This is a genomic window from Tenuibacillus multivorans (assembly GCF_900103915.1).
Lineage (GTDB): Bacteria > Bacillota > Bacilli > Bacillales > Alkalibacillaceae > Tenuibacillus > Tenuibacillus multivorans.
The window spans coordinates 18604-38123 of the sequence record NZ_FNIG01000007.1 but is presented as its reverse complement, the minus strand read 5'-3'; the positions used below and the strand labels follow the sequence as shown (position 1 = coordinate 38123).

Genomic DNA, 19520 nt, shown 5'->3' with positions numbered 1-19520 from the left:
TTTTTTATGTGCTTTGTTTTTCTGGTTTAATAACGATAATAACTAAAATAAAAATCGCGATTCCGAGAATACCAGCCAATATATAGCCTAAGTGTATATAACTTTCCATTAGTATCGACATTATTGGCGGGCCTGCGGCAACTCCGATAAACCTTGAAGAACTATATAAAGAGGTAATCGTCCCGCGTTCTCGTTTTTCAATATTTTCGGTTATCATCGCATCTAATGATGGTAGCATGGCACCAATGGCTAATCCGATAAAGCCTGTCATCAGTAATAAAACTCGTACATTATCTTCAAAAAACCCGATGAAAGGTGTAAAGGTAGCCATCAAGATTAAGGAAGCCATGATAATGTATTTCATGACGTGCAAATTACCTTTAATTTTTTTACCCGTTAATAATGAAGCAAAGCATAAGACTAGGAGTGGTAATGCCAAAATAATCCCTTTTTTGATTCCTGCAATATCATGTTGTTTTTCCAGTATTTCAGATAGATAAAACAAGATGCCAAACAAGGTTAACATGATATAGGCACCAATGATAAAGACAATGTATAACCATTTTCCTTCATTTTGAAAAATGGTTTTAGTCCTTTTCAAAAACTCTTTAAATGGATCGGGTTTGTCTTGATTCTTAGGGACTTTAATAAAAAAGAAGACCATGATTAAGGAAATAAAGCTGAATACTGATATCGCAAAGAAAGGTAAAAACCATATTAAAGTGGCAAATGCTGCACCAACGATTGGACTTAATACTTTACCAAAGGTGTTTGAAGTTTCGATGATGCCAAGACATGAGCTCGCATTTTCATCATCGTCATTGTATAAATCACCAACCAATGGTAGAACAATTGGTGATGCACCTGCCGTTCCAATCCCTTGCAAAATTCTTCCAATTATAACCATAAAAAAAGGATTATCCATTTTTAATGAAGCAAAACCTGCGATAAGTCCTCCAATTAAAGTAAGGATTAAGCTCGGGATAATCACCCTTTTCCTTCCGAACTGGTCAGATAAATATCCAGCAATAGGAATTAATAATATGGCGGCAATCGAATAGCTGGTAATAATCATACTCGATTGAAAGGCACTGATGTTCATTTCATTTTCAAATATGGGGAGTACGGGTATAAGCATCGAGTTTCCTAAGGTCATTACAAGTGGAATCGACGCCATCGATATGATACACCAAGTACTAACTGTTTTGCTATTCATGGTACATACCTCAATTTTTCATTTTATCCTTTAACATGTACATTTTAAGCATTAATATAAAAGGGATTTATTAGGAAAACTCCGCTTACATATTTAACATGAGTTAGGAAAAACTATTTTCGGAATTAATAATCATGTTGGGAGAGAAATAACTTGAAAGCAGTAACTTATCGCGGACCTCATGAAATTAAGGTTACTAAAGAAGATTATCCGACTATTGAGAGAAAAGATGACATTATCGTACGAATTACTTCAACCGCTATTTGTGGTTCCGATCTCCATCTATATAAAGGAAATTTCCCATTACCAAAAGGTTATATTATCGGGCATGAGCCGATGGGAGTAGTAGAAGAGGTAGGCCCTGAGGTGACCAAGGTTAAGAAGGGTGATCGCGTTATCATTCCTTTTACTGTTTCTTGTGGTCAATGTTCCTACTGTGAAGAAGGAATTACAAGTCAATGTGAAAATTCCAATCCGCATTATGATTCGGGTGGTTATTTTGGCTATGCTGAGAAATTCGGAAACTATCCTGGTGGACAGGCTGAATATTTAAGAGTTCCATTTGGAAATTTCACACCTTTTGTCGTCCCTAAAGAAAACGAGATGAGGGATGAATCCTTACTGTTTCTTTCAGATGTATTACCTACTGCTTACTGGAGTGTTGAGCACTCCGGAGTTAAGGAAGGAGACACTGTTATCGTCATGGGCTGTGGTCCAATTGGATTAATGACACAAAAATTTGCCTGGATGAAGGGTGCAGAGCGTGTTATTGCCATAGATTATTTGAATTATCGAATGGACCATGCCAAGAAAACGAATAATGTAGAAGTGTTCGAGTTTACGGAATATCCAGATATGGGAGAGCATTTGAAAGAAATGACGAAAGGTGGCGCGGATGTAGTCATCGATTGTGTTGGGATGGACGGAAAAAAATCGCCTTTAGAGTATTTAGAGCAAAAGCTTAAGCTTCAAGGTGGTACACTCGGCCCAATTCAAATTTTAACTAAAGCCGTAAAAAAGGCAGGGACGGTCCAATTCACAGGTGTATACGGTGGTAATTATAATTTGTTTCCGCTCGGAGCCTTTTTTGCGAGAAACGTGACGTTAAAAATGGGCCAAGCTCCGGCTATTACGTATATGCCTACGCTTTATGACATGATTGTTAAGGAAGAATTTAACCCGACTGATATCGTAACACATCAATTATCTTTAGAGGAAGCGGCGCATGGTTATAAAATATTTAATGATCGTGAGGATGATTGTATTAAGATTGTTTTAAAGCCTTAGGTAATATTCGTCAATCCTCCATATAGATGCTATAATGTATTGGATTGACTAGTTTCTATGTGGAGGATTTTTAATATGTTACAAGCGACTAATGTAAGCTTACGTTTTCCGAGTCGTAAGCTATTTGAAAATGTTTCGATAAAATTTACAAACGGAAATTGTTATGGGTTGATCGGGGCGAATGGTGCCGGTAAATCAACATTTTTAAAAATACTGTCTGGTGAAATTGAGCCTCAGGAAGGGCATGTTTCTGTCGGTAAAGATGAGCGAATTGCTGTATTAAAACAGGATCACTATGCCTATGAGGATGAGCAGGTTATTCAGGTTGTCATGATGGGGCATGAGCGACTATATCAAATTATGGAAGAAAAAGATGCGATTTATGCCAAAGGTGAGTTTACAGAAGAGGATGGTATGCGTGCAGCTGAGCTCGAAGGTGAATTCGCGGAGTTAAATGGTTGGGAAGCTGAAGGCGATGCTGCAACTTTACTTCAAGGACTCGGTGTAGATGATTCCCTATACGATAAAAAAATGTCTGAGCTATCTGAAGCGGACCGTGTGAAGGTCTTATTAGCACAGGCTTTATTTGGTAATCCTGATATTTTGCTACTTGATGAGCCGACAAACGGTCTAGATATTCAAGCCATTCGCTGGTTAGAGGAGTTTTTAATTAACTTTGAAAACACCGTTATTGTTGTTTCGCATGACCGTAATTTCTTAAATAATGTGTGTACGCATATAGCTGACTTAGATTTTGAGAAAATTACGCTATACGTTGGGAACTATGATTTCTGGTACGAGTCCAGTCAGCTAGCCTTAAAAATGGCACAAGAGCAAAACAAGAAAAAGGAAGAGAAAGTCAAAGAGCTTAAAGAGTTTATCGCGCGGTTTAGTGCCAATGCGTCTAAATCACGGCAAGCGACTTCTCGTAAGAAACTTTTGGATAAGATTGAGATTGATGATATTAAACCGTCATCAAGAAAATATCCGTATATTGCGTTTACACCTGAACGCGAAATCGGTAACGACCTTCTAGAAGTAGAGGGCGTTAGTAAAACAATCGACGGTAAAAAGGTTTTAAATAACGTCACATTCCGAATGAATAAAGACGATAAAGTAGCACTATTAGGAGATGACTTAGCGGTTACAACCTTAATGAAAATTCTAATGGGTGAAATGGAACCTGATGAAGGTACTTATAAATGGGGTGTAACAACGTCACAGTCTTATTTTCCGAAAGATAATTCGGCGTTCTTTGATGGTAGCGATTTAAACTTAATCGATTGGTTAAGACAATATTCCCCAGAGGATGAAACGGACACATTCGTCCGAGGATTTTTAGGCCGAATGTTATTCTCAGGTGACGACGTGTTTAAAAAAGCGAGTGTATTATCCGGTGGTGAGAAGGTTCGCTGCATGTTATCACGGATGATGCTCAGCAATGCGAATGTTTTATTACTTGATGATCCGACCAACCATCTCGACTTAGAATCGATTCAGTCGTTAAATAATGGGCTTATCAAATTTAAGGGATCCGTCATATTCAGTTCACATGACCATCAGTTTATCCAAACGATTGCGAATCGAATTATAGAAATAACGGATGACGGAATCATCGATGAACAAATGACGTATGAAGAGTATTTGGATGACGTCAAGAAAATAAACGTCCAACCAACTATTTAGTAGATAAGTAACTGCTCAGTCTTAGGCTGGGCAGTTTTATACTTTTTCAATGGTGTGTAAGCTTATATATTTTAATTATTTAAGTTTTCTTAATTTCTATTTAAGTTTTCTGGCAAATTGTTTAAGTTATAAATTTTTTTGTTTAAGTTCTATTAAAATTATTTAAGTTATACTAAAAACTGTTTAAGTTTATCTAATAAAAATCTATCAATCTACTTAATGCGTCAAAAAATCCTATTCTGTTTCAGCATTTTTTCAGTTATAGTGTATATAGGATGGTGGTTGGCTTTGAAGAGACATTTAAAGAACATGGACTACCCATTACTCGTTATTATATTGTTACTGTCCCTATTCGGGGTTGTGATGGTTTATAGTGCTAGTTTTGTCTATGCAGGTATCGATCCTAACATAAGTGATTCAGCCTATTATTTTAAACGACAGCGATTGTGGTTAATGTTAGGTTTAGCCGTATTTTTTGTCATCAGTATGTTCTCGTATCGTCGATTGGGGCAACTTGTTCCGATTATTTTTATTGTATCGATTATATTTCTCATATTAGTTGCGATACCGCAAATAGGTGTGGTTAATAACGGTGCAAGACGTTGGTTAGATTTTAAACTATTTTTATTTCAGCCATCAGAGTTAGCCAAGATCGCGATGGTGTTATATTTCGCGAAAGCTTATACGAATAAACAGGATCGACTCCATAAATTTAATGATGGCGTTTTGCCGCCACTATTAATTTTAGGTGGTGTGTTTTTCTTAATCGTCTTACAGCCAGACTTTGGGACCGCGACATCGATTTTGATTTCGTGCGGTATTATCTTATTGTTTGCAGGTGTTAGACTCATACACTTAATTGGATTAGGTGCCGTCGCATTGGCGATTGCAGCCCCATTGATCGTGTTTTCTGAATACCGTATGGAACGGTTGACCTCCTTTTTAGACCCCTTTTCCGATCCATCGGGTGATGGTTATCAGTTAATTCATTCACTGATTGCGATTGCTTCAGGAGAAATAAACGGGGTTGGACTGGCTAATAGTGTGCAAAAATCGGGCTTTTTACCTGAAGCTCACACGGATTTTATTATGTCAGTTATCGCAGAGGAGCTGGGTTTATTAGGTGTTTTGTTTGTTGTAGGGATGTTTATGATCTTTATGTATAAAGGCGTGCTCATTGCTAAGCGTGCACCAGATCAATTCGGACGATTGCTCGCATTGGGTATCACCTTTCAAATCATTTCACAAGCGATTATTAACATGGGGGCTATTTCTGGTCTTTTACCGATTACAGGGATTACACTTCCGTTAATTAGTTATGGCGGATCGTCGTTACTCATTACTTTTGCTTTTCTCGGTATCCTTATGAATATCGCGATTAAAGGCAATATTGCGAGGGGCTATAATAGGGAGGAAGAGCCCGATACGACAAATCAAACTTATCAAACTGCAAAATAATGGTAGAGAGATCGTTTAAGAGGACGGTCTCTTTTTTTATACTTGTGGATTGGCGGATCGGAAGCTCGTGACGGCGAGTCGGACACCCAGATTGGCGACACCAACTCTTAAATTGGCGACTCGTTCTTCTCACATTTCAGCAGAATGTAAAGTTTTACTTTAACTATTCAATCATCGTCCGATATTAAGAGTAGTATAGACAAAATATGACGAATTTTTTAGATAAGTGTATGAGCTTTTTCGTTTAAGGTGGTATAGATGAGTAACGATCGTTATAGTCTTGAAATCAATCAACTAAAGCAGTTTCCAACGAAATTTTTAGTTTTGTATTTATTAATAGGATTACTGTGGATCACAACGACCGATAGTTTATTACAATTTTTCATAGATGAAGCACCGTCAATGTCATTTGTGCAATCTTTAAAAGGCTGGATGTATATATTTATTACGGGCTTATTTTTTTACCTTTACTTAGTTAAAGAGACTCATAAAAATATTAACTTTTATCAGGAACTACAAAAGAATGAGAATGAACTCTCTTTAACGAACGAAGCCTTTAATAATATCGATCAAGGTCTGTTTATTACAGATGAATACGGTCATATCCTTAAGGTGAATAAACAGTTTATGGAGATGATTGGTCTCACAAATGATCAGCTACTTGGCAGGCGTTATGAGCGTGTGCTGCAATTTAAAGCACAGGAGAGTTATCGTTCTATTAGACAAACGTTAGATGTAGATGGTCATTGGGAAGATGAAATCATTATGGTCGATCAAAATGGTCATTACTCTCCAAAGCTATTTACACTACACCAGGTGCTTGATGAACAGGATAAGTTGACGAATTTCTTCGGATTTCTAGTCGATATTAAAGAGGAAAAACAAAAGGATCAAATGTTGTATGTCACACGAAAACAGCTCCAGGCTATTTTAGAGCATTCGCCACTAGGTCTAATCGCTTGTGATGCAGACGGTCATATTAATGTTTGGAACGGACAAGCTGAAGAGATGCTAGGAATTACGAGACAAAATGCCTTGCAAAAATCAATCGTTGAGGTGATGCCTAAAATACTACAGGGGGCATCGTCGTATATTAAAACCAATGAATCCGAGGGTGAGGTTTTTAAGCAAAATATAGAGGTGGCCAATGCTAATAATGATCGAAAATATTTGCAGTTGGCTTACTCTAATTTGTATGACCAGGAAGGCCGTACTATTGGACTACAGGTTATGTTCAGTGATTACACAACGGAAAGAGAGTTTAGACGTGAAATCAGCTATTTAGAACATTTTGATTTTGTGACCGGGCTTTATAATTTTAATACATTTAATGTTGAAGCTGAGGAACAAATTGATCGGTATCGCGAAAACCAGCATGCATTTATGATTTTAGATATCGATCGCTTTCATTCTATTAATCAACAATATGGAACCGACTTTGGCGATGAGTTAATTGTTTCGATTGCGAAAACGATGAAAAATCAGGTTCGCCATCGCGGGCTGGTGGCACGACTCAAAGGTGATGAATTTGGCATCTTTATTCCAGGGGTAAAAGGTGAATCTGAGGTTGTAGATATCGTTAACCGATTGCAGGAAGAGTTTCAAAAGCCGATGCATATTAGAAATGAGACTGTGCACCCAACGATTTCTATTGGTATATCGATGTATCCGAATGATGGGTTTACGTTTGAAGAAATCTATCAAAAAGGTAACTCGGCCTTGAAAAGTGCTAAAGTCGAGCGTAATTCATATGAATTTTATGATGAGACGATGAATCATCATCTTGATACATATTTTTATGAAAATGAATTGCACCGTGCGATTCTAAGTGAGGAAATTGATCTTTATTACCAACCGAAAATTAATATGGAGACAGGTAGCATTCAAGGGGTAGAAGCTTTGGCACGATGGTTCCATCCGGAGCAAGGGATGATTTCACCAGGCGTGTTTATCCCGATTGCGGAAGAGACTGGCTTAATATTTCCGATGACGGATTATGTATTAAAACGAGCCTGTGAGGATTACGTGAAGTGGAGGGAAGCTGGACTGAGGATCCCTAGTTTTTCAGTTAATATTTCGGCTAAACAATTTTCCGATGAAGAATTTGTTCACAATGTTATTGATATTCTCGATTATTATGACATTCCAGCCGGTGTGTTTGAAATTGAAATTACCGAATCAATTACAATGGACATTGATCGAAACTTAAATAAGCTAAACTTACTCAGAGAAGCGGGTGTAAAGATTAGTATTGATGACTTTGGTACTGGTTATAGCTCGTTAAAATATATGCGTGATTTGCCTGTTGATTATGTCAAAATTGATCGCTCTTTTATCGACATGATTGGACAACATGAAGAGAAAAATATGGTGGACTTTATTGTTGACCTGGCTAAACTATGTAAGGTTGACATTGTTGGTGAAGGAATTGAGACAGCAGATCAAATGAACTACCTTGTGTCTATTGGATGTCGGATTGGTCAAGGGTTTTACTTTTCAAAACCGATTCCGTCAAATGATATTGAACAATTATATGTACGCGCATAAAACAAGCCCTAGTTAACACGACTAGGGCTTAATTAATGACAACTTGGACATAATCCGTAGATTTCAAATTTGTGATTTTCGATAAAGTATCCATCAAAGTCTTGTTTTAATTGATTCATTGGGCATGATTTGATTGCTTTTGTCTTACCACATGACTTGCAGATGAAGTGATGATGGTGTTCATCATGATCACAGGATAAGCGAAAATGTTTTTCACCATCAAGCTCTGTTGTTTCTAAGATACTTAAATCATGAAACAGATGAAGGTTACGATAAATCGTATCATAGCTAATGCCTTGATATTTTTGATTTAAATGATTTAACAAGTCACTAGCCGTACGGTACCCATCCACTTGATTAAAAAACGATAGAATATCCTCACGTTTTTCCGTATATTTATAGCCTTCATTTTTTAAGATTGATAATGCCTGATTAAGCTGCATTTCGATCATCCCTTTTAATCCCTACTATGAATTGAATACGTTTAAACAATAGCGTGAATCCGAGCAATAATGCTGATGTGATGACGATGGTCCCACCTGGTGGAATTTCAAAATAATACCCCGTAGTGAGCCCGATTATAACGGCTATCTCACCATAAATGATACTATATATAATCGTTTGTTTAAAGCTCTTAGCAATCCGCATACTCGTTGCAACCGGTAACGTCATTAGCGCTGAAACGAGTAATACACCAACGATTCGAATCGAAGCTGAGATAACAAGTGCCGTCATGACAATAAATAGAAAATGAATCAGCTTTGCTTGAATTCCTGATACCTTCGCAAATTCTTCATCAAAGGATAACGCAAATAGAGGTTTATATAAGAAAACAACAAAGGTCACGACGAGCCATGATATATATAGAATTAATCTTAAGTCTGCACCACTCACAGCGGCAACAGAACCAAATAAATAAGAAAAAATATCAGTATTTATGCCGTCAGCGAGTGCGATAAAAACAATACTTAATCCAACACCAAGCGATAGTATAATAGGAATCGCAATCTCTTGAAAGGCTTTATAAACATCTCGTAGGTTCTCGATAATCAATGCGCCTATGATGGAAAAGGCGATACCCGTATGGAACGGTGTAAACACCAGTAATGTATATTTTTTCTGCATCAATAGTCCAAAAGCAAGACCGGCTAATGTAACATGTGATAAACCGTCCGCAATCATTGACTGGCGCCGAACCACAATAAACGTACCCAGTAATGGGGCGATTAGACCGACAAGTAAACCAGCATAAAACGTGTTTCTTAATAAGTCATAATTTAAAAAAGCATCTAACATATCCTCGCCCCTTTCTAATGGTCATGTGTAATCGTATGAATCGAGTGTCCGTATAGCTTTGAACGCTCTTTATCTGTCATATTTTCAAACCCGCTTGGATCGCCGTGGTAGTGAATCGATTTATTTAAACATAATAAATCTGTCACATAGGTTGTGATTGAACCAATGTCATGGGTAACAAGAACGAGAGTAATACCTAACTCTTGATTAAGTTTGGATAAGAGCTGGTAAAAGTGGTCAACGTTTTCCGAATCAACACCAACTGTCGGCTCATCTAAGATTAATAGTTCAGGTTGATTAACAATCGCACGAGCAATAAAGACACGTTGCTGCTGCCCGCCGGATAAATCGCCGATATTTCGGTTTAAATAATCCTTCATATGAACTTGTTTAAGTGCATAAACGATGAGTTCATGATCACTTTTTTGCCCAGGCAAAAGCGGTTTTTGATTCGAAACAATTCCCATCGAAACCACTTCTCTTACCGTTGCCGGAAAACCGCGGGTAAAGGCATTGGCTTTCTGCGACACATAGCTCATCCGACCTTCATTTTTAAATTTTTGAATCGGTTTTCCAAAGGCCTTTACTGATCCTCTTTGAATTTTTTCGATACCTAACATCAGTTTGATTAAGGTTGTTTTTCCCGATCCATTTGGTCCAACCAACCCGACAAATGAACCTTGATGAATATTAAAATTAATATCTTCTAACACGTTTTGTTGTTCATAACGGTGGGAGACGTTCTCGACTGAAATGATGGGATTCGCCATGTCAATCCCTCCTTTACTGGTTAAGCTGTTTTAAAACTTCTAAATTCTCAAGCATAATGTCGACGTAATCCATATTTTCTTCCACTTGATTATCCGTTCTGGTTGAAAGATTACTTAAATAATATTTTTCTAAATTTAGTTCATTCGCAATTGTTAAGGCTAAGCGGTCATCAGAATTATTTTCTAAGACAATATCATTCATATTTAATTGCTCAATATCCTCAAACAGTTCCTGTAATTCTTTTTGAGATGGTTCTTCAGAAGATGAGATACCTCGTATGGCGTATTGTTTAATAGGATATCGCTGCTCCCAATAGGTGAACGATTGGTGTGCAACTAATAGATTGACTTGATCAAGGTTTGATTTGAATTGTTCGTCTAAATCCGTCATTTTTTCTTTGAATTGATTAAAATGCTCTTGAAACTGACCTTCTTGTTCAGGGTATAATGAAACCATTTCATCTAGAACGATTTCACCTGCATCAATCATACGGATGGGATCCAACCAAAAATGAGGGTCGAAATCGCCATGATGATGTTCATCATCCCCTTCATGATCATGAGCAGCATCCTCGAATAAATCGTGATGCTCTGCTAAGCGTAGGGTTTGAACACCTTCACTTTGGACAGTTTCAGCCATCGTTTCAGAAAAGACTTCCATGCCTTCTCCAATAAAGAAAAATCCATCACTATCTGCCAACTCAAGCATTCTCTTCGTCGATGGTTCATAAGAATGAGAGTCTGCGCCAGATGGTACGACCGTTTCAACTTCAACAAAGTCCCCGGCAATTTCGGAAACGATATACTCTATCGGATAAATCGATGTCACGATTTTATTCGTTTGATTTGAATCTTCCTCTGCATTTTGATTACAAGCTATTAAAGTGAGTAAAAGGAATAAATAAATAATAGCTTTAATGTTTTTCATGTCGTGTCTCTCCTTAAGTTTAATCGAGCCTTTAAGAGTATATCGTAATGGTTACGATTTGTAAATAGGAATGGTTACGATTTAGAAAGTTTTTTTCTACACTATTTTTAAAATGAGTAAATCGTTGATAAATTATTTAATTTTTTGTCATGTTATAGCGTATCTTTAGTATTTAGAAATATCTTTTTTATCAAAAAAGTGATAAAATAGAAAACGGTTTCACATATATAAACATCACATAGGGGGGGACTCATCTTGGAGAAGTTATTACGTAAGTTTTTTCTCTTTTTATCTAATAATAAATTTTTTACAAAGTTAGCTAAAAAGTATGGTTTACGTTTTGGTGCATCACGTTTTGTTGCAGGTGAAACGATTGAACAAGCTGCCGATGCTATTCGAAAATTAAATCAAAAAGGGTTGGTCGTGACACTTGATCACCTGGGTGAGTTTGTTAACGACGAACAAGAAGCACGTGAACGTACTGAAGAGTGTGTGAAGGCGATCAAGGTCATTGCGGATGAAAACTTAGATTCTCAATTATCGTTAAAAATGACATCCATGGGACTCGATATCTCGCGTGATCTAGTCATGGAAAATATGCGAAAAATTTTAGATGCTGGTCAAGAGCATGGTGTTTTTGTAACGATTGATATGGAAGATTATGAACGTAGTGAAGCAACTTTAGATATATTTGAAGAATTGAAACAAGAATATGAAGGGTTGGGAACGGTATTACAATCTTACCTTTATCGAACAGAGGAGGATTTAGAACGCCTCGATTCCTATAATCCGAATTTACGTTTAGTAAAAGGAGCTTATAAAGAGTCGCCTCAAGTCGCCTATCCAGATAAAAAAGATGTGGATGAAAACTATAAAAATATCATTAAAATACATTTACTTAATGGAAATTATACGGCTATTGCCACACATGATGATGCGATGATAGATTATACAAAAAAGCTTGTGAAAGAACACGGCATTTCGAATGATCAATTCGAATTTCAAATGCTGTATGGCATCAGAACGGAATTACAAGAGCAGCTCGTGAAGGAAGGTTACACGATGCGTGTTTATGTGCCATATGGTAAGGACTGGTTTGGCTACAATATGAGAAGGTTAGCTGAGCGTCCAGCCAATGTCGCATTTGTTTTAAAGGGAATCATTAAGAAATAATATTTGCTTTTTTAACAGAAAAAACATTTGCGAAATATCTGAAAATACATTATCATTAAAGTAGATATCATATTGGATAGTTAAACTATCCAATATTTTTTGCGACAAAATGAATGAGTATTCATTCAAAAGGAATAGGGGGAACAAAAATGAACCGTAAAATCAAGCGCGCAGCTGTATTGGGATCAGGGGTCATGGGTTCCGGTATTGCAGCACACTTGGCCAACGTAGGTATCCCTACACTAATGTTGGACATTGTACCTCGAGAATTAACAGAGGCTGAAAAGAAGAAAGGTTTAACATTAGATGATGCAGTAGTTCGTAATCGTATTGCGGCATCGAATAAGGAAAAGTTGAAAAAGCAAAATCCATCTCCAATAACAAGTAAAAAGAGTCTCGACTTAATTCAAGTCGGTAACTTTGATGATCACATGGAGCAACTATCAGACGTCGATTGGATTATCGAGGTTGTGGTTGAAAATCTAGATATTAAGAAAAAGGTATTTGAACAGGTTGAAGCACACCGAAAAGAAGGTGCAATTGTATCATCGAACACTTCAGGTATTTCGATTGAGGCAATGGCTGAAGGGCGTTCAGAGGACTTCAAAAAGCATTTTCTAGGAACGCATTTTTTCAACCCACCGCGTTACCTCAAATTATTAGAGGTTATTCCTAATCAAGAGACAGATCCTGACGTGCTAGCCTTTATGAAACGTTTTGGTGAAGATGTATTAGGTAAAGGTGTTGTTGAAGCAAAAGATACGCCTAACTTCATAGCAAACCGAATCGGAACATATGGTTTATTAGTCACAGTTAAGGAAATGCTTGAAGGCGGTTACAGTATCGGTGAAGTGGATTCTGTAACAGGTCCGATGATTGGAAGACCGAAAAGTGCCACATTCCGTACATTAGATGTTGTAGGTTTAGATACATTTATTCATGTTGCGAAAAACGTGTATGACCATGTTGAAGGAGACGAAAAAGAAGCTTTTATTGTACCAGATTTCATGAACAAAATGAATGAAAAAGGCTGGTTGGGTGCTAAGTCTGGGCAAGGCTTCTTCCTTAAGAAAAAAGGTAAAGACGGAAGCGTCATATATGAATTAAATCCTGAAACAATGGAATACGAAGAGCGTCAAAAGCTTAAAACCAATGCGACAGGTATGGCGAAGCAAGAAAAAGGCTCTAAGCGTAAGCTACGCGCATTAATCAATGCTAAAGGGGATCGTGGTGGCGATTTAATTTGGAATATCACGAAGCCGACTTTAATCTATTCAGCTGAATTAGTTGGTGAAATTGCCGATGATATTAAAGCTATTGATGAAGCGATGAAATGGGGCTTTGGTTGGGAACTCGGTCCATTTGAGATGTGGGATGCAATTGGTGTCAAATCCTCAGTTGAACGGATGAAAGAAGAAGGGGCTAATGTTCCAACCTGGGTTAAGGAAATGCTAGATCAAGGCTTTGAATCATTTTATAAATCGGAAAATGGCAAAGTCTATTATTATCATAATGGTGAATATGTCGAGAAACAGGTTAACCCAAAAGAAATTAACTTAAAGCTTCATAAAGAGGTTAATGGCGTTATTAAGAAAAACGCGGGAGCTAGTTTAATAGACTTAGGTGATGATGTCGCCTTATTAGAATTCCATTCACAAAGTAACGCGCTTGGACTCGACACCATGCAGATGATTAATACCGCACTTAATGAAGTGAATGAGAACTATAAAGGGCTTGTCATCGGAAATCAGGGTAAAAACTTCTGTGTAGGAGCTAATTTAGGCTTGATGTTGATGGAAGCCCAAGACTTCAACTTCATGGAACTAGATTTGGTTGTGAAACAATTCCAACAAGCAATGATGAACATTAAATACAACGAAAAACCTGTTGTGTCAGCACCGTTTGGTATGACACTAGGTGGCGGAACTGAGGTTTGTCTGCCAGCGCACAGTATTCAAGCTTCTCAGGAAGCCTACATGGGTCTAGTTGAAGTTGGTGTCGGATTAATCCCTGGTGGTGGCGGTAACAAAGAATTTTATTTGAAACAGCTTAGCGGCCTACCAGAAGGTGTCGACTTTGATTTACAGAAGGTTACGAATGATGTCTTTGAAAAAATCGCGATGGCGAAAGTTTCAACGTCTGCAGCCGAAGCGATTGAAAATGGTGTACTAGATGCTGAACAGGATGCGATTAGTGTCAACGGCGATCACCTAATCCATGATGCTAAACAAAAGGTTATCGCTTTACATGATGGTGGATTCCAGCCTAGAAAACGTGAGAAGGTTCCTGTCGTCGGAGAACAAGGCTACGCCACGATGTTACTAGGAGCAAAATCTCTAGCAAATGGTGGCTACGCTTCAGAGCATGATATAAAAATTGCCGATAAACTGGCGTTTGTTTTAGCTGGTGGTCGATTAAAATACGGTACATTAGTCGATGAACAGTATTTACTAGATTTAGAGCGTGAAGCGTTCTTAAGTCTAATTGGTGAAGCGAAGACGCAACAACGCATGCAGCACATGTTAATGAAAGTTAAACCACTACGTAACTAGTTTTTATGACAGAAGACTCCAATATGAATAGGGGGATGAGTTGTGAGAGAAGCAGTAATCGTTTCAGGTGCGAGAACACCTGTTGGAAAAGCAAAAAAAGGCACACTGGCTCATACGCGGCCGGACGATTTAGCGGCTTTAACGATAAAAGAAACGTTAAAACGAGCTGATAACTACGATGGACCGATCGATGATGTCATTATCGGTTGCGCCATGCCTGAGGCTGAGCAAGGTATGAACATGGCTCGTAACGTAGCGGGCTTAGCAAACCTACCTAATGAAGTTCCCGGCATTACGGTAAACCGCTATTGCTCATCAGGCTTACAGAGTATTGCGTATGCAGCAGAGCAAATAATGGTTGGAAGAAGTGAAGCGGTCATTGCAGGCGGTGCAGAATCGATGAGTCTAATCCCAATGGGCGGTCATGTGATTAAGCCAAATTTAGAGCTCGTTCAAAACGCACCGGGTTATTACATGTCAATGGGTCATACAGCCGAAGAAGTAGCGCAGCGTTTTGGTATTTCGCGTGAGGATCAAGATAAATTTGCTGTACGTAGTCATGAGCGTGCCGCGAAGGCTTTAGAAGAAGGAAATTTCGATGAGGAAATTGTGCCTGTTGAGGTAACCGACCGTGAACTTGGTCCTGAAAATGAAGTGAAAGAAACAACACTCACGCTTTCACAGGATGAAGGCGTTCGTAAAGGAACGACAAAAGAAGTTTTAGGTAAATTAAAACCGGCTTTTGCGATGAAAGGTAGTGTAACGGCAGGTAACTCATCACAAATGAGTGATGGTGCGGCATCTGTTTTAGTTATGGATCGTGAAAAAGCCGAATCAGAAGGATTAACCCCGATGGCGAAGTTCCGCTCGTTTACAGTAGCTGGTGTAGAGCCAGAAATTATGGGGGTTGGACCCGTAAAAGCGATTCCGAAAGCCATTAAACAAGCAGGCTTGGAACTCGATGATATTGGATTATTTGAATTAAATGAAGCCTTTGCATCACAATCATTACAAGTTATTCGTGAATTAGGATTAAATGATGAAATCGTTAATGTTAGTGGTGGCGCGATCGCATTAGGTCACCCACTTGGCTGCACAGGTACGAAATTGACGCTTTCATTGATTCATGAGATGAAACGTCGCGATGTGAAGTATGGTGTAGTGACCATGTGTATTGGCGGCGGCATGGGTGCTGCTGGTGTATTTGAATTAATTTAAATCTTAAGGGGGATTTAAAATGAGTGAAACAAAGGAAAAAATGTTTAAAGGTGGCGGCTTTTTAGTTGAAGATGTTTCAGCTGAAGACGTTTTAACACCTGAGGATTTTACAGATGAACATGAGATGATTGCGAAAACGACTGAAGAATATGTAAAAAACGAAGTATGGCCGGTTAGCGAGAATTTAGAGAACCATGAATTTGATAAGTCGGTTGATTTATTGAACAAAGCAGGTGAACTTGGTTTATTAGGGGCGGACGTTCCTGAAGAATACGGTGGCTTAGAGCTTGATAAAATTAGTTCATCCTTAATTACAGAAAAGATGTCGTTAGCAGGTGGTTTCTCGATTTCACACGGCGCACACGTAGGAATTGGGTCACTTCCAATCGTATTTTTCGGTAATGAGGATCAAAAACAAAAATATTTACCAGCACTCGCAACGGGTGAAAAATTAGCAGCCTATGCATTAACAGAGCCAGGTTCAGGCTCCGATGCGTTAGGTGCAAAGACGACAGCGAAGCTCAATGAAGCAGGCACACATTACATTTTAAACGGTGAAAAACAATGGATCACCAACTCAGCGTTTGCTGATGTGTTTGTCGTTTATGCAAAAATTGATGGAGACAAATTTACCGCGTTTATCGTTGAACGTGAATTCCCTGGCGTTTCAACTGGTGCAGAAGAGAAGAAGATGGGGATTAAAGCATCTTCAACGCGTACGTTAATTTTAGAAGATGCTGAAGTACCAGTTGAAAATGTGCTTGGCGAAATCGGTCGCGGTCACATAATTGCATTTAACATTTTAAACGTTGGACGATATAAGCTTGCGATTGGTGGTGTCGGCGGTGCTAAACGCGCGATTGAAGTGGCTACTCAATATGCCAATGAGCGTAAGCAGTTTAATACACCGATTTCACAATTCCGCTTAATCCAAGAAAAACTTGCAAGCGTTGCCACTAACACCTATGCGAATGAAAGTGCGGTTTATCGTACAGTCGGTTTATTCGAACAACGATTAGGAAACTTATCGAAAGAACAGCTTAACGAGGGTAACGAGGTTGCGAAGAGTATTGCCGAATACGCCATTGAGTGCTCAATGAATAAATACATGGCAACCGAACTTCTTGATTTTGCAGTTGACGAAGCCGTGCAAATCCACGGTGGTTATGGCTTCATGCAAGAATATGAAGTTGAACGCATGTACCGCGATTCACGAATCAATCGAATTTTTGAAGGAACGAACGAAATCAACCGTATGATTGTTCCAGGTACATTTATGAAAAAAGCGATGAAGGGTGAACTTCCTTTATTACAAAAAGCTCAAGGCTTACAAGAAGAGTTAATGACAATGATGCCAGAACAGGTTGACGACGAACCTTTAGAACAGGAGTTTTATCTCCTTAAAAACGCTAAGAAAATCGGCTTGTTATCAGCAGGTATCTCCGCTCAAAAATATGGTGAAAAACTAGAGCAAGAACAAGAATTACTCGTCAATATTGCCGACATGGCGGCTGAAATCTACAACATGGAATCAGCTATTTTACGTACACAAAAATCAATCGATAACGTTGGATTAGATAAGAGTGAACAAAAGCTACTTTACACTCAAGTGTATGTAGAAGAAGCCTTCAACCGTATTGAAGCGCATGCCAAAGAAACCTTAATCGCAAGTGACTCAGGCGATAGCTTACGCATGATGCTCGGAGCCCTACGTAAGCTAACACGCCACGATCCAATAAATGTAATTGAGAAAAAACGCCAAATCGCAGCTTCGATTATCGATGCTGACAAATATGTGGTTTAATGCTAAACGGAACCTCCAAACACGTCATGTGTTTGGAGGTTTTTAAGTTTACAAGGGCTCGGTTAAAGCTTGTAGTTATAAGAAAGTTTAACTTCAGTAAAGGATAAAGTATACGTGCAACTACGCTGACAGGAAATTTTTTATCAAAATGCTAACTATTTAGGAGGGAATTTCTATGAAGAAGTTTTTTAGTTTGATAACATCTATTGTTGTTATTGGAGTTACTTCGTTAGGATTCTCGTCTATGACCAGTCATGCTACAACTATTGAGAGTGATTATCTTAATAATTCTAATTGGACTTACGGGCAAGGGGCAATATTTGATACCTCTGTTGAATGGTCTCCGGTTAGTGGATTAGAATATGGTGATCAAATTCGAGCTGAGGTAGTTATGTATAATAACCCGAGTAATGGACATGAGATAACCCCTTGGTACCTCGCAGGCTTTGACCCTACTTATATGTGGTAAGATGCTTATGTCTATGCTCACCCTGAAAGTGATGTATCTGTACAAGAAGTTGTGACAAATGGTTACTATAATGATAATGGTTACTATCAAATCATGTATGAATTCGGTGATCGTTATGCAGGTACTGGAGAAGCTGTTGATCTCGGTGAAAAAGCACATTTTTATATTTATTATGATTTTAATAGTAATGATAGTTATGTTTGGTCACAGGAAGCTAACCTAAGTAGCCAAAATTGGACATATACAAGTGGGTACATTGCAGGCGATTGGCACCAGTGGGATGTTGGAAGCCAAGACTATATACATTTATTATCGGATTCAAGCACATTAACAACAGATGACCACAATGTAGAAAATAAACCTGAACTTTTCGAACATGATGAAAAAACAAAAGAAAAACTTAAAAAAATTGAAAATGGTGAAATTGAGCCTGTACCTCACACTCATAGAGTTTTTGATGCAGAAGGTAACATTGTTTGGGAAGGTCCAAATGACGAATTTAAACCTGAAACTTTAGAAAAGCTAAATGAAGAACATGATATGATTCCAGATGAGCCACAAGATTTATCTAAGTTCTTTAATTAAAAAATGATTTAAAAATATAAAATAATATAAAGACAAGGGATAGGATAAATTCTGTTCCCTTGTCTTTTTTTACGGGAGTGTCAATAATTTTGTGTAAATAACTTTACTCCCTAACCCTTATTGAAATTAAGCTAGCTTTAATTTTACTTTAATTGACGACCTTACAGGTCGGAATATGATCTTCTTCTTCAGTTACTAAGTAATTAGCTGGTTTAAAGAATGGGTCAAGTTGCATTGTTGCTTGACGCTCTCTTCAAGCCAGCTATACTTAAAAAGACTGAAGAAGATTAAGCATCAATCGCATCAAACATTTCAAGAAGTTGTGGTCTTGCTTTTTCGAAGCTTCTGTGACATCGAAGGCTATGTTTTTCAATATAACCGTGGAATTGACTTACTAGATAACGTTTAAGTGAAACAGCACCACCTTTAGTTTAAGCTTTGTCTTTTTGGCAAAAATAAGGAAAAGTTAATAAACTGAGTATTCTTACTACATTTATGCAACGCTAGTGACACAAAATATTTTATACTCTC

Annotated in this window: 15 protein-coding genes and 2 pseudogenes; 11 read left to right on the top strand and 6 right to left on the bottom strand. The window is 38.0% G+C overall.

Annotated features, from left to right (window positions below; translation table 11 throughout):
- Positions 1 to 4 precede the first annotated feature (4 nt).
- Positions 5 to 1216, bottom strand: a complete 1212-nt coding sequence (locus tag BLP77_RS11145; protein ID WP_093857217.1) for an MFS transporter — start codon at positions 1214 to 1216, stop codon at positions 5 to 7.
- 153 nt (positions 1217 to 1369) lie between these two features.
- On the opposite strand from BLP77_RS11145, the gene BLP77_RS11140 reads away from it, so the two are divergent.
- From BLP77_RS11140 to BLP77_RS11125, 5 genes and pseudogenes are all read left to right on the top strand, one after another.
- Complete coding sequence (locus BLP77_RS11140; protein ID WP_093857216.1) at positions 1370 to 2503, top strand: zinc-dependent alcohol dehydrogenase; 1134 nt, start codon at positions 1370 to 1372, stop codon at positions 2501 to 2503.
- A gap of 57 nt (positions 2504 to 2560) precedes the next feature.
- Positions 2561 to 3118: pseudogene (locus tag BLP77_RS16275) on the top strand (ATP-binding cassette domain-containing protein); the annotation flags it as partial.
- Between the two features lie 111 nt (positions 3119 to 3229).
- Positions 3230 to 4189, top strand: a complete 960-nt coding sequence (locus BLP77_RS16270) for an ABC-F family ATP-binding cassette domain-containing protein (protein ID WP_425427839.1) — start codon at positions 3230 to 3232, stop codon at positions 4187 to 4189.
- A 288-nt stretch (positions 4190 to 4477) separates the two neighbouring features.
- The gene (gene ftsW, locus BLP77_RS11130) at positions 4478 to 5647 is read left to right on the top strand and encodes a putative lipid II flippase FtsW (RefSeq protein ID WP_245686868.1); all 1170 of its coding nucleotides are present in this window, start codon (positions 4478 to 4480) and stop codon (positions 5645 to 5647) included.
- Positions 5648 to 5905: 258 nt separating this feature from the next.
- Positions 5906 to 8194: a sensor domain-containing protein gene (locus BLP77_RS11125; RefSeq protein WP_093857213.1), complete on the top strand. Its 2289-nt coding sequence runs from the start codon at positions 5906 to 5908 to the stop codon at positions 8192 to 8194.
- 32 nt (positions 8195 to 8226) lie between these two features.
- On the opposite strand, the gene BLP77_RS11120 is transcribed toward BLP77_RS11125, so the two are convergent.
- The 4 genes from BLP77_RS11120 to BLP77_RS11105 are packed head-to-tail and all read right to left on the bottom strand — an operon-like array spanning position 8227 to position 11188.
- Positions 8227 to 8637: a Fur family transcriptional regulator gene (locus BLP77_RS11120; protein WP_093857212.1), complete on the bottom strand. Its 411-nt coding sequence runs from the start codon at positions 8635 to 8637 to the stop codon at positions 8227 to 8229.
- On the bottom strand, positions 8627 to 9490 hold the full coding sequence (locus tag BLP77_RS11115; RefSeq protein WP_093857211.1) for a metal ABC transporter permease: 864 nt from the start codon (positions 9488 to 9490) through the stop codon (positions 8627 to 8629). Before BLP77_RS11115 ends, BLP77_RS11120 begins: the two co-directional genes overlap by 11 nt.
- A 14-nt stretch (positions 9491 to 9504) precedes the next feature.
- The gene (locus tag BLP77_RS11110; protein ID WP_093857210.1) at positions 9505 to 10260 is read right to left on the bottom strand and encodes a metal ABC transporter ATP-binding protein; all 756 of its coding nucleotides are present in this window, start codon (positions 10258 to 10260) and stop codon (positions 9505 to 9507) included.
- 13 nt (positions 10261 to 10273) lie between these two features.
- Complete coding sequence (locus BLP77_RS11105; RefSeq protein ID WP_093857209.1) at positions 10274 to 11188, bottom strand: metal ABC transporter solute-binding protein, Zn/Mn family; 915 nt, start codon at positions 11186 to 11188, stop codon at positions 10274 to 10276.
- A 255-nt stretch (positions 11189 to 11443) separates the two neighbouring features.
- Here BLP77_RS11105 and BLP77_RS11100 point away from each other — a divergent pair, with 255 nt between their 5' ends.
- From BLP77_RS11100 to BLP77_RS11075, 6 genes are all read left to right on the top strand, one after another.
- Complete coding sequence (locus BLP77_RS11100; protein WP_093857208.1) at positions 11444 to 12361, top strand: proline dehydrogenase family protein; 918 nt, start codon at positions 11444 to 11446, stop codon at positions 12359 to 12361.
- 149 nt (positions 12362 to 12510) lie between these two features.
- Entirely contained in the window at positions 12511 to 14913 is a 2403-nt protein-coding gene (locus BLP77_RS11095) for a 3-hydroxyacyl-CoA dehydrogenase/enoyl-CoA hydratase family protein (RefSeq protein WP_093857207.1), read from the top strand.
- 42 nt (positions 14914 to 14955) lie between these two features.
- Positions 14956 to 16131, top strand: coding sequence for an acetyl-CoA C-acetyltransferase (locus tag BLP77_RS11090; RefSeq protein WP_093857206.1), 1176 nt, complete (start codon positions 14956 to 14958; stop codon positions 16129 to 16131).
- 19 nt (positions 16132 to 16150) lie between these two features.
- Positions 16151 to 17935 (top strand): acyl-CoA dehydrogenase family protein, encoded by a 1785-nt coding sequence (locus tag BLP77_RS11085; RefSeq protein WP_093857205.1) that lies wholly within the window; start codon positions 16151 to 16153, stop codon positions 17933 to 17935.
- A 244-nt stretch (positions 17936 to 18179) separates the two neighbouring features.
- Entirely contained in the window at positions 18180 to 18404 is a 225-nt protein-coding gene (locus tag BLP77_RS11080; RefSeq protein WP_143001431.1) for a hypothetical protein, read from the top strand.
- Positions 18405 to 18455: 51 nt separating this feature from the next.
- Positions 18456 to 18989 carry a hypothetical protein gene (locus tag BLP77_RS11075; RefSeq protein ID WP_093857203.1) on the top strand — a complete coding sequence of 178 codons (534 nt, stop codon included), beginning with the start codon at positions 18456 to 18458 and terminating at the stop codon, positions 18987 to 18989.
- Between the two features lie 287 nt (positions 18990 to 19276).
- Here BLP77_RS11075 and BLP77_RS16265 read toward each other — a convergent pair.
- Positions 19277 to 19402 (bottom strand): annotated as a pseudogene (locus BLP77_RS16265) (IS256 family transposase); the annotation flags it as partial.
- Between the last annotated feature and the right edge of the window lie 118 nt (positions 19403 to 19520).

What these genes read in the sequence shown, in the direction of transcription:
- BLP77_RS11145 (WP_093857217.1), bottom strand. Translation starts at nt 1,216, where the DNA reads ATGAATAGCAAAACAGTTAGTACTTGGTGTATCATATCGATGGCGTCG.
- BLP77_RS11125 (WP_093857213.1), top strand. Translation starts at nt 5,906, where the DNA reads ATGAGTAACGATCGTTATAGTCTTGAAATCAATCAACTAAAGCAGTTT.
- BLP77_RS11120 (WP_093857212.1), bottom strand. Translation starts at nt 8,637, where the DNA reads ATGCAGCTTAATCAGGCATTATCAATCTTAAAAAATGAAGGCTATAAA.
- BLP77_RS11115 (WP_093857211.1), bottom strand. Translation starts at nt 9,490, where the DNA reads ATGTTAGATGCTTTTTTAAATTATGACTTATTAAGAAACACGTTTTAT.
- BLP77_RS11110 (WP_093857210.1), bottom strand. Translation starts at nt 10,260, where the DNA reads ATGGCGAATCCCATCATTTCAGTCGAGAACGTCTCCCACCGTTATGAA.
- BLP77_RS11105 (WP_093857209.1), bottom strand. Translation starts at nt 11,188, where the DNA reads ATGAAAAACATTAAAGCTATTATTTATTTATTCCTTTTACTCACTTTA.
- BLP77_RS11095 (WP_093857207.1), top strand. Translation starts at nt 12,511, where the DNA reads ATGAACCGTAAAATCAAGCGCGCAGCTGTATTGGGATCAGGGGTCATG.
- BLP77_RS11085 (WP_093857205.1), top strand. Translation starts at nt 16,151, where the DNA reads ATGAGTGAAACAAAGGAAAAAATGTTTAAAGGTGGCGGCTTTTTAGTT.
- BLP77_RS11080 (WP_143001431.1), top strand. Translation starts at nt 18,180, where the DNA reads ATGACCAGTCATGCTACAACTATTGAGAGTGATTATCTTAATAATTCT.